Here is an 11494-nt window from a genome sequence, read left to right on the forward strand (position 1 = left end):
CTTTTTGCTCCAACTGGGCGCTTCCCCTAGTAATCTGCTAGAGTAATCACCTTCCGTCTCCTGCTGCAAAGCGAAATGTCGCTTCCCGATTCCAAAGCCATCGCCGAAAAAGCCCATCTGCTGCCCATCCTGCGGGCTGCCATGCGCGCGATCGAGGGCGGTCAATTCGAGCAGGCCGAGGGCTTCCTGGACAGCCTGCTGCAACAGGAACCGGACTTCGCGGATGCCATTCACCTGAAGGGCTATATCGCGCTCCAGCGCGGCAATCTCGATCTGGCGCGCAGCCTGGTCGAGCGCGCCATCGCCATCGATTTCCACTTCGAGAACTATCACCTCACACTCGGCCATATCTTGCTCGCCGCCGGCGATCGCCAGGCGGCACAAAACAGTTTCGGCAGTGCCATCGTGCTGAACCAGAAGATGCCAGACCCCTATATCGGGCTGGCGCATCTGTTCATCGGCGAAGGCGCGCTGGATGCTGCCATCGGCGCATTGCAGACCGCGCGCCCGCTTGGCAACCAGAAACATCCGGAAGTGAATTACATGCTCGGCTTTGCCCTGATGGCCAAGGGCGATGCCAAGAATGCAATGATGTATTTCGGCCGTGCGCTGCAGGCCGCACCTGATGTGGTGCGTTACAAGGTGGGTTTCGCGCGTTCGTTGCGTGACCTGCGACTCAAGAAGCCCGATCCCGGCCTGATCGCCATGGCGCTGCCGCTGCTCGGCAGCCCGGGCATCGAACCGCGCGATCTCGAACCGCTGATCGAAAGTGCCATTCGCCTGGACCCGATGTTCATGGCACTGGCCGCTGTCGATCCGCTGCCGCCCGCAGCTGTGGCTGCCGTGCTGGCCAGGCCCGATGCACCGGACCTGGCCGCCATCGAGCCGCTGGCGGCCTGGCTGGCCCATGGCCTGGTCAGCCATCCCGGAATCGCCAACCGCCTGATGGCCCTGCGGCGCGGCCTGCTGCATCTGGCCGTGCATCAGCCGGATCAGCTTGAACGCCACCGGCGCTTCATCGCCCTGCTGGCGATCCGCGCCTTCCAGTCGGAATATATCGATCGTGTCTCGCCGGACGAACAGGCGCTGCTGCAGCATCTGGATGCTGCATTGGCAACCCTGCAAGCCGATGCGGCCGCCGACCGGTTTGCCGTCTTTGCCATCTATCAGCCGCTATACCGGCGCAGCGATGCCGAACGTCTGGTCGCCAGCACCTGGCCGCCCGACTATGCCGATCTCAAGCACAGCCAGCTCGATGAACCTCTGGCCGAGCGCCTGATCGCCGCCAGCATGCCGTCACTGATGCCGATCGAGGATGCGACCAGCCGCTTCGTGCAGGAAATGTACGAGGAAAGCCCCTTCCCGCGTTGGCACCAGCCGATCCTGGGCACGCCGCTCAGCGTGCCGGTGCGCCTGCGTACCGCGCTGCCGATGCAGACCATTCCCGCCAGCCGCATCGCCAAGCCCGATGTGCTGGTGGCCGGCTGCGGCACCGGGCTGCATGCCATCCTGGCCGCCACAAGCTATCTCGATGCGAAAGTGCTGGCCATCGATCTCAGCCGCACCAGCCTGGCCTATGCAAAGCGCAAGGCCGACGAGATCGGCATTGCCAATGTGGACTTCGCCCAGGCCGATATCCTGAAGATCGGCGAAATCGACCGCCGCTTCGATGTGATCGAAAGTTTCGGCGTGCTGCACCATCTGCGCGATCCGGCTGCCGGCCTGGCACAACTGGTGAAGCTGCTCAGGCCCGACGGCTACATGATGCTGGGGCTGTATAGCGAAGTGGGCCGCCGCGATGTGGTGGCGGCTCGCGAGCTGATCGCCAAACACGGCTACAGCGACAGTCCCGACGATGTGCGGCGGTTCCGCCACGATGTGCTGCGGCTGGCGCCCGATCTGGCCATGCGCCTGATGCAGTCCAGCGCCTTCCACACGCTCAGTGACCTGCGCGACCTGGTTTTCCACCGCCAGGAGCATCGCTATACGCCGGCCCAGCTGCGCCAGCTGGTCGACGAGGCCGGCCTGGAATTTCTGGGCTTTGAATTCAACTCACCGAAGCCGCTGACCGGCTATCGGGCCCGGTTCCCCCAGGATCTCACCGCCGCCAATCTCGATAACTGGGCGACGGTGGAGCTGGAGAATCCGGGTCTGTTCAGCAACTGCTACCGCTTCTGGGTCAGGCACAAGGCCTGACCCGAACCACGTCGATCAGCTGCGCCCGACATGGGCGCGGAAGCGCTTGGCAAGATCACGGGTCGACTTGGTCAGCAACCCCTGATCGACACCGACGGCAACGAAGGTGAAGCCCGCGTCGAGGTAGCGCCGGGCGTCGTCTTCGTCCGGCGCCAGAATGCCGGCCGGCATGTTGGCCTCCTTGCACAGCTTCAGCGCCCGCATGATCTCGGCCTGCGCCTCAGGATGCGCGGCATTGCCAAGATGACCGATGCTGGCTGAAAGATCGGCTGGCCCGATGAAAATGCCATCCACACCCTCTACGGCAGCCATTTGCGGAATGCGATCGACCGCATCCCGGGTCTCGGCCTGCAGGATCACGCCGATCTCGGTATCGGCCTTGGCATGATAGTCGGCCACCAGGCCATACCGGTTGGCGCGCTGGTTGCCGGAAACACCGCGGATGCCCTTGGGCGGATAGCGCGTTGCGGCCACGGCCTTCTTGGCCTCTTCCACATTCTGCACAAACGGCAGGAGCATATTAGGGGAACCGATATCGAGAAAGCGCTTGATCATCACCGCATCGTTCCACGGCGGACGCACGACCGGACTGGCGGTATTGGCATCGATCTGCATCGCCTGCAGCTGTTGCATCACCATCGGCAGTTCATTCGGCGAGTGCTCGGTATCCAACACGATCCAGTCGAAACCAGCCGTGGCCAAAATCTCGGCGACAATATTGCTGCACAGCGAACACCACAGTCCGATCTGCGGACGCCGCTCCCTGAGTGCGCGCTTGAACATGTTGGCGGGCAATTGCATGATTTAGCCTTCCTCCCAAAAATCCTTAGACGGACGGAGATACAACAATCAATAAACCGCGGCAGCACAAGGGATATCTGTGCTAAAAAGCGCTGAACAGAGGCAGACTGTTCCGACCGGATCGGAACTTCAGTGGCAAGGAGGCTGTTATGGCTCAACTACCCGCGGCCCAGGGAGCCGAACTCTTGAGCAGCAATGAATATCTCACCTTCGCCATCGACAGCCAGCAATACGGCATCGACATCCTCAGCGTGCGCGAGATCCGCGCCTGGACCGAAGTGACCAACCTGCCCAACACGCCAGACTTCGTGCGCGGCATCATCAACCTGCGTGGCACCATTGTGCCGATCTATGATCTGCGCGTCCGCTTCGGCGGCGGTCGCACCACGCCGACCCGCATGCATGTCGTCATTGTCGTGGTGGCGGCAAACGGGACATTCGGCCTGCTGGTCGATTCCGTGTCGGATATCCTCTCCATCGAGCAGCGCGACCTGCAGACCGTGCCGAACACCGGCATGGCGGACGATCATCAGTTCCTCAGCGCCCTGGTGGCGCGCGAGGAGCGCATGGTGTCGATCCTCGACCTCGACCGCCTGGTCAACCAGAGCACCGCTGAGCAGATGCAGCAAATCGCCGATCAGCAGGAGCAATCCACGGTCGCCATAGCATCCTAGCTATATATTTGCATCCTCAAGGACCTTTCCTGCGACTCGCTAGCATCACCGTTACGCGTTACGGGATTAAATATTGATAACGTAAGCCTTTAACGGCAGCACCCGCCCCCAGAGTCCGGCTAACCTGCACCGGCTGACAGCGCTGCAAAAAATTGCGGTGCGCTTTTAGGGGTATTTCGCATGCCGAGCTTTTCGATCCGAACCACGCTGGGCCTCGTCATTGGCGTTCTGGGCATCATGCTCGTCGCCCTCAGCGTCATCTCGCTGAACGAGGCCATTCAACGCAACCGCGCGGCGCAGAAGGTGGCGACACTCGCCCCAATCAGCCAGTCCTTCTTCCGCAGCCTGCAGCAGCATCGCCTGGAACGCGGCAATATCATGATCGTGTTCCGCGCCGAGGCACCCGCGGTGAAAGACACCGTGGACAGCATCACCACCCAGCGCGACGGCGCGATTGAAGGCTTCAACGCCGGCTATGCCAGCCTTGCCGCGCTCACCGACCTGCCCGGTTCGGCGCCGGTCCTGGCCAAGCTGAAAACAGCGCATGATGCGGTCAATGCCATGCGCCCCAGGGCAATGACCCTGATCGGCCAGCCCAAGGCCCAGCGCGACGCTCAGATCATGCAGGACTGGCCGCGCGTCACCCAGGGCTATCTCAATGCCGTACAAGAGGCGTCCGATTTCCTGGAAGTATCGCTGCAACTGGTTGATCCTGGCGTCGATCAACTGCTCAGCGTGAAGCAGAATGCCTGGACGATGCGCAATTATGTCGGTTCGCTGGTGCTACGCATCCTGTCGACGATGTCTGCCGGCCAGAGCTGGACTGTTGCCGAAGCGATGGCGCATGCCGAGGATGATGGTCGCGTTGCCACCGCCTGGGGCATCGTCACCGATATCGCCGCCCGCAGCGAGACCCCTGCCGCTCTGCGTGACGTGGTCAATACAGCCAAGAGCTTCTTCACCGGCCCTCTCGGCACGGACCGCCAGGCCATCGTCAAGGCCTTCAGCGCGGGGCAGCCCTCGCCGATCGAACAGTCGAAATACCAGCCGACCGTGACCGAGAGCCTCAACATGCTGAACGCCATTGCCAACACGGCGCTGGATGAGCTGATCAAACGGGCCAATGCCCAGATGGTACAGACGCAGCAAAGCGTGATCATCAGTGGCGCAGTCTTACTCTCGGCTATCGGCTTCACCGCCTTCGGCTTCCTGATCGTGCAATGGCGTGTCAGTGGTCCGATCCAGCGCATGACCACGGCCATGCAGCGCCTGGCCAATCGCGATCTTAAGGTCGAGATTCCCTTTGTCGATCGCGGCGCCGAGATCGGCCAGATGGCGCAGGCCGTCCAGGTGTTCAAGGACAGCATGATCGCCCGCGAGCAGGCTGAAGAGGATGTCGCGCGCCAGCGCGAGGAATCGGAAAGCCGCCGCCAGGAACGCGAAGAGCGCGAGAAAGCCGCCGGCGAGGAAATCGCCGCACTGGTCAACAAGGTGGCGCAGGGCGATCTGTCCACCCGCATCGACGAGGTCGGCAAGAGCGGCTTCTTCCTCTCCACCAGCCAGGAACTGAACCGCCTGGCCGCCACGTTGCAGGCGATGACCGAAGAACTGGCCACCGCCATGAATGCCATGGCCGGCGGCGATCTCAGCAAGATCGTGCGCGGCGACTATCAGGGCGTGTTCGGGCAGATCAAGGGTGGCGTCAACGGCATGTCTGAACGCATGCGTGATTTCGCCGGACGCCTGACCATGACGGCGCAATCGGTGAAGGTGGCCTCCGATGAAATCTCCACCGGCAGCCAGGATCTGGCCAGCCGCACGGAAAGCCAGGCCGCGTCGATTGAGGAAACTGCCGCCTCGATGCATGAGATCACGGCAACGGTGAAGCAGAATGCTGACAATGCGCAGGCCGCCAACCAGCTGGCGGTGGCGGCGCGCGACACGGCGCAAAAGGGCGGCGCGGTGGTCAGCGATGCGGTTACCGCCGTCACCAAGATCGAGGCGAGCGCGCAGAAGATCAGCGACATCGTCGGCCTGATCGACGAGATCGCCTTCCAGACCAACCTGCTGGCGCTGAATGCATCCGTTGAAGCGGCCCGCGCTGGCGAAGCCGGCAAGGGCTTTGCCGTCGTGGCGCAGGAGGTGCGTGCACTCGCCCAGCGCTCAGCCAATGCCTCGAAGGACATCAAGGCGCTGATCGCGGAATCCAATGCGCAGGTCAAGACCGGCGCCACGCTGGTGAACCAGACCGGCGGTTCACTCACCGAGATCGTCGGCGCCATCAAGAAGGTGTCGGATATCGTCGCCGAGATCGCGGCCGCCAGCCGTGAGCAGGCCACCGGTCTGGAGCAGATCAACACGGCTGTGGGCAGCATGGACGAGATGACCCAGCGCAATGCCGCCCTGGTGGAGGAGACCACAGCCGCCGCCCAGAGCCTGGCCGGACAGGCCAACGAACTGGCCGGCCTGGTCGGCTTCTTCAAGCTGTAGGAACGCCGCGGACCGCCCCCGGTCCGGCGCGACTCTGAGGCAGCCTTTCCCCCCGTCCTCCGCCTGTGCCCTGCAGGCGGCGGACGCGCGGGAATTGCGCCCCCTTTTCAATGACTTCCGGCTACAGGCCAGCATGGGTTGACGGACCCCGCTTTGCCCGGCAAGGTCCGCCCGCTTTTGCCGCCTCTGATGCCGGATTCCCCCAATGCTGCAGCCTGCCGCCGCCCCCCGCCATTCCGCTCCGGTCAGCCATGCCGAGATGGCCAATGCCATCCGGGCGCTCGCCATGGACGCGGTCCAGGCCGCCAATTCCGGCCATCCCGGCATGCCGATGGGCATGGCCGATGTCGCCACCGTGCTGTTCAGCCGCTTTCTGAAATTCGATCCGCAGACCCCGACCTGGCCTGATCGCGACCGTTTCGTGCTGTCGGCCGGCCATGGCTCGATGCTGATCTACGCGCTGCTGTACCTGACCGGGTACAAGGATATGACACTGGACGAGCTGAAGCGCTTCCGCCAGATCGGCGCGCGCACCGCCGGCCATCCGGAATTCGGTCATGCCGGCGGCATCGAAACCACCACCGGCCCGCTCGGCCAGGGCATCGCCACCGCAGTCGGCATGGCACTGGCCGAACGCGCCATGGCGGCGCAGTTCGACCCCAAGCTGGTCGATCACTACACCTATGTGATCGCCGGCGACGGCTGCCTGATGGAAGGCATCAGCCACGAAGCCATTTCGATGGCCGGCCATCTGAAGCTGAACAAGCTGATCGTGCTGTGGGACGACAACCAGATTTCCATCGACGGCCCGACCAGCCTGTCGGTATCGGACGACCAGCTGAAGCGCTTCCAGGCCAGCGGCTGGGCCACCATCGCGGTCGACGGCCATGATCCAGAAGCGGTTGCCGCCGCGATTGCCGCGGCCCAGAAGAGCGACAAGCCGAGCCTGATCGCCTGCCGCACCGTGATCGGCTTTGGTGCGCCGACCAAGGCCGGCACCTCGGCCACCCACGGCTCGCCGCTCGGCGCCGATGAGATCAAGGGCGCGCGCGAAAAGCTCGGCTGGCCGCATGCGCCGTTTGAGATTCCCGATGCGATCCTGAAGGCCTGGCGCGATGTCGGCGCCGCCGGTGCCGCCAAGCAGGCCACCTGGGGCAAGCTGCATGATGCCCTGCCGGCCGCCCAGCGCGCCGAATGGGATCGCCGCATCAAGGGCGAACTGCCGGCCGATTTCGCCAAGACGATCTCGGCATACAAGCAGAAACTCGCCACTGACAAGCCGAAGTGGGCGACCCGCAAGTCGTCGCAGATGGCGCTGGAAGTGATCAACCCGGTGGTGCCGGAAACGCTCGGCGGCTCGGCCGATCTTACCGGCTCGAACAACACCAAGACCGCCGGTCTCAATCCGGTGAAACCCGGCGACTACAGCGGTCGCTACATTTATTACGGCGTGCGTGAACACGGCATGGCGGCCGCCATGAACGGCATCGCCCTGCATGGCGGCCTGATCCCCTATGGCGGCACCTTCCTGGTCTTCACCGACTACTGCCGCCCGTCGATCCGCCTCTCCGCGCTGATGGAACAGCGCGTCATCTACGTGATGACGCATGACTCGATCGGCCTGGGCGAAGACGGCCCGACGCATCAGCCGGTCGAGCATCTGGCTGCACTGCGCTCGATTCCCAATCTGCTGGTGCTGCGCCCGGCCGATGCGGTGGAAACCGCCGAAGCCTGGCAGGTTGCCCTGACCCAGTCCCATCGTCCCAGCGTGCTGGCCCTCACCCGCCAGGATCTGCCGGCGGTGCGCGTCACGCATACGGAAGAGAATCTGGTCGCCAAAGGCGGCTACGAGTTGCTGGCTGCCGAAGGCGGCGCCGCCAAGGTGACCCTGCTGGCCACCGGCTCGGAAATCGCCATCGCGGTGACAGCCCGCGATCTGCTGCAGAAGGATGGCGTGCCGACCCGGGTGGTCTCAATGCCGAGCTTCGAGCTGTTCAATGGCCAGGACGAAGCCTATCAGGAAAAGACACTTGGTCCGGGCACGGTGCGGATCGCCGTGGAGGCTGGCGTGCGTCAGGGCTGGGACCGCTATCTCGGCATCAAGGGCGGTTTCGTCGGCATGAGCAGCTTCGGCGCCTCGGGCCCCTATGAGCAGCTCTACAAGCATTTCGGCATCACCCCGGAAGCGGTGGCCGCAGCAGCCAAGCAGCGGTTGTAAACCGCCCGCCTGGCCGCCATATCCGGTTCCCGCCCTGGTCATAGTGTTGGCCGGGCGGCGGTGTGCATGCTATAGCACGCTGCATTAACGCCTTGGATTAGGACGGATTTCCGGTGACTTCGACTGCCACTTCCGATGATACGGCAAACCCTGCCGGCACCGGACCGCTGCTGCGGCGCCTGATGGCGGAACAGGTGCGACCGCATCTGGGTTCGCTGATGATGGCCCTGCTGAGCATGAGCATCGTTGCCGCCATGACGGCCGCGACTGCCTGGCTGCTGAAGCCCGCCATCGACAAGGTGTTCACCGAGCGCGACCCCACCTGGACCCTGCTGGTGCCGGCTGCCGTGGTGATCGTGGTGGTGGTGAAGGCCTTTGCCTCGTATTTCGAGGGCACGCTGCTGACCCGCTTCGGCGAGCGCATCATCGCCGACACCCAGCTGCGGCTCTATGCGCATTTCATCCGCTCCGACCTCGCCTGGCTGCATGAGATGCATTCGGGCAAGCTGATCGCCAGCTTCCTTTACGATGCCGGCCTGCTGCGCGAGGCAGTCACCAAATCGCTGACCGGCATCGTCAAGGACTCCTTAAGCCTGATCTTCCTGACCGGCGTGATGTTCGCGATGAACTGGAAATTCGCGCTGATCGTCTGCGTGATTTTCCCCTTCGTAGGCCTGAATGCGCGCCGCCTCGGCAAACGCACCCGCAAGGGCTCCAAGCGCACCCAGCAGGAGACCGGCAAGCTGACCACGATCCTGAGCGAGACCTTTGAAGGCGCGCGCATGGTCAAGGCCTATGGCATGGAAGAGCGCGAGATTGAACGCGCGCGCAGCTCGGTGGAAACCCGGCTGGGCCATATCATGAAGGTGGTGCGTGCCCGCGCCGCGGCCAGCCCGGCGACCGAGGCCCTTGGCGGCATCGCCGTCGCCATCGTCATCTATATCGGCGGTACCAGCCAGGAGCTGACTCTCGGCACGCTGACCGCTTTCATCTATGCCGCCCTCTCGGCCTACCAGCCGCTGAAGTCGCTGGCCAATCTGAACACGGCACTGCAGGAAGGTCTTGCTGCGGCCGAACGCATCTTCGCCACGCTGGATATCAAGCCCACCATCGTTGAATCCGCCGATGCGAAGGACCTCAAGATTGCCGGTGGCGAAATCCGCCTCGACGGCGTCAGCTTCCGCTATGGCAGCAACAAGTCCGCCCTGAATGGCGTGTCCCTTGTGGTGCCGCCGGGCAAGAAAGCCGCCCTGGTCGGCGCCTCGGGTGCCGGCAAGTCGACGCTGCTCAATCTGGTGCCGCGCTTCTACGACGTGGCCGATGGCAGCGTGCAGATCGACGGCCAGGATGTACGCGCTGTGAAACTTGCCTCGCTTCGTCGCAGCATCGCGCTGGTCAGCCAGGAGCTGACGCTGTTCGACGACACCATTCGCGCCAACATCGCCTATGGCCGGCCCGAAGCGAGCCAGGCCGAAATCGAAACTGCTGCGCGCCATGCTGCGGCTCATGACTTCATCTTGGGCCTGCCGCAGGGCTACGACACTCCGGTAGGCGAAAACGGCGTCAAGCTGTCGGGTGGTCAGCGTCAGCGCATCGCGATTGCGCGCGCCATGCTGCGCGATGCGCCGATCCTGCTGCTGGACGAAGCCACCAGCGCGCTGGACACCGAATCCGAACGCCTGATCCAGACCGCATTGAGTGAACTGATGCGCGGTCGCACCACGCTGGTGATCGCGCATCGCCTGTCCACGGTGATCGATGCCGATGTGATCTTCGTACTCGACCATGGCCGTCTGGTCGAACAGGGCAGCCATGCCGAGCTGCTGGCGCGCAACGGCGCCTATGCCCGGCTATACGCGACCCAGTTCGCCGTCGAGACTCCAGCCTGAGCATGCATCCGTCGGTCAAGCGGCTGCTGCGGAGCGCCCCCTTCGTGCGGGTCGTGGCGAACACCATTGCGCTCTATATCCGGCTGGTCCACGCGACCTCGCGCTGGCAGACACTTGGACTCGAACATCCCAGGCAATTCTGGAATGCCGGGCAACCCTTCATCGCTGCTTTCTGGCACGGGCGCCTGCTGTTGATGCCGCCGGCATGGATCGTCAAGAAGCCCATGCATGTGCTGATCTCGCAGCATCGCGATGGCGAAATGATCGCCCGCACCATGGACCCCTTCGACATCGGCACCATCCGCGGGTCATCCGCCAAGGCCGGCAAGAAGGACAAGGGGGGCCGTGCCGCCCTGCGTAGCATTCTCGAAGCCCTGCGACAGGGCGAATACGTCACCTTCACTCCCGACGGCCCGCGCGGGCCGCGCATGCGGGCCGGACCCGGCATTGTGGCCGCCGCCCGCCTGGCCCGGGTACCGATCATGCCGGCGACCTATGCCGTCGTGCGCCGCCGTGTGATAAACTCATGGGACCGCTTCATCCTGCCCTGGCCGTTCAACCGGGGGGTCTTCATCTGGGGCGAGCCGATCGATGTGTTTAGCGATACCACCGAAAGCCTGGAGCAGGCGGCCTTGCGCGTCGAAATCGCCATGAATGCCCTGAGTGAACAGGCCGACCGGCTATGCGGCCATCCCCCGATTCCGCCAGCCGCCCCCTCTGGGAGCCATGCCTAGGGCCGCGCCACGTTTCTGGCAGGCCGGTACGGCATCTCCGCTGCCGGGCCTGCTGCGTCCCCTGGCAGCCGTCTATGGCCTTGGCAATCGCCTGAACCAGCGCATGACCGCTGCCCAGGACATCGGTGTGCCGGTGCTCTCGGTCGGCAATCTGGTCGCCGGCGGCGCCGGCAAGACCCCGACCGCTATTGCCATCGCCCAGCGGCTGGTCGCGCTTGGCCGCCACCCGCACATCGTCAGCCGCGGCTATGGCGGCCGGCTGAGTGGTCCGGTGCGGGTTGACCTCAACCGCCATCATGCCGCCGATGTGGGCGACGAGGCCCTGTTGCTGGCGCTGGCCGCTCCCACCTGGATCGGCAGTAACCGCCCGGCTGCCGCCCGCGCCGCCGTGGCGGCCGGCGCCGACTGCATCATCGCCGACGACGCGCACCAGACCTACGCCCTGGCCCGCCGGCTCAACCTGCTGGTGGTCGATGGCGGCTATGGCTTCGG

The 11494-nt window shown here is 64.2% G+C and carries 8 protein-coding genes; 7 read left to right on the plus strand and 1 reads right to left on the minus strand.

Features of this window, described 5'->3' with window-relative positions; all coding sequences use genetic code 11:
• Positions 1-75 precede the first annotated feature (75 nt).
• Entirely contained in the window at positions 76-2196 is a 2121-nt protein-coding gene (locus tag AAG799_RS19975; RefSeq protein WP_341898633.1) for a methyltransferase domain-containing protein, read from the plus strand.
• A 15-nt stretch (positions 2197-2211) separates the two neighbouring features.
• Here AAG799_RS19975 and AAG799_RS19980 read toward each other — a convergent pair whose 3' ends face one another.
• A complete protein-coding gene (locus AAG799_RS19980) occupies positions 2212-2997 on the minus strand; it encodes an aldolase/citrate lyase family protein (RefSeq protein ID WP_341898634.1) in 786 nt (261 codons plus the stop codon).
• Positions 2998-3182: 185 nt separating this feature from the next.
• Here AAG799_RS19980 and AAG799_RS19985 point away from each other — a divergent pair, with 185 nt between their 5' ends.
• The 6 genes from AAG799_RS19985 to AAG799_RS20010 all read left to right on the plus strand — a co-directional run.
• Positions 3183-3671 carry a chemotaxis protein CheW gene (locus AAG799_RS19985; RefSeq protein ID WP_341898635.1) on the plus strand — a complete coding sequence of 163 codons (489 nt, stop codon included), beginning with the start codon at positions 3183-3185 and terminating at the stop codon, positions 3669-3671.
• A gap of 180 nt (positions 3672-3851) precedes the next feature.
• On the plus strand, positions 3852-6161 hold the full coding sequence (locus AAG799_RS19990; protein WP_341898636.1) for a methyl-accepting chemotaxis protein: 2310 nt from the start codon (positions 3852-3854) through the stop codon (positions 6159-6161).
• A 205-nt stretch (positions 6162-6366) separates the two neighbouring features.
• Complete coding sequence (tkt, locus tag AAG799_RS19995) at positions 6367-8379, plus strand: transketolase (protein ID WP_341898638.1); 2013 nt, start codon at positions 6367-6369, stop codon at positions 8377-8379.
• Positions 8380-8492: 113 nt separating this feature from the next.
• Positions 8493-10268: an ABC transporter transmembrane domain-containing protein gene (locus AAG799_RS20000; protein WP_341898639.1), complete on the plus strand. Its 1776-nt coding sequence runs from the start codon at positions 8493-8495 to the stop codon at positions 10266-10268.
• A gap of 2 nt (positions 10269-10270) precedes the next feature.
• Entirely contained in the window at positions 10271-11002 is a 732-nt protein-coding gene (locus tag AAG799_RS20005; protein ID WP_341898640.1) for a lysophospholipid acyltransferase family protein, read from the plus strand.
• Positions 10995-11494 (plus strand): tetraacyldisaccharide 4'-kinase (locus AAG799_RS20010; RefSeq protein WP_341898641.1); only part of this gene is annotated, 500 nt, incomplete at its 3' end. The genes AAG799_RS20005 and AAG799_RS20010, both read left to right, overlap by 8 nt.

Origin of the sequence: Ferrovibrio terrae (genome assembly GCF_943371255.1) — a bacterium.
GTDB classification, from domain to species: domain Bacteria; phylum Pseudomonadota; class Alphaproteobacteria; order Ferrovibrionales; family Ferrovibrionaceae; genus Ferrovibrio; species Ferrovibrio terrae_B.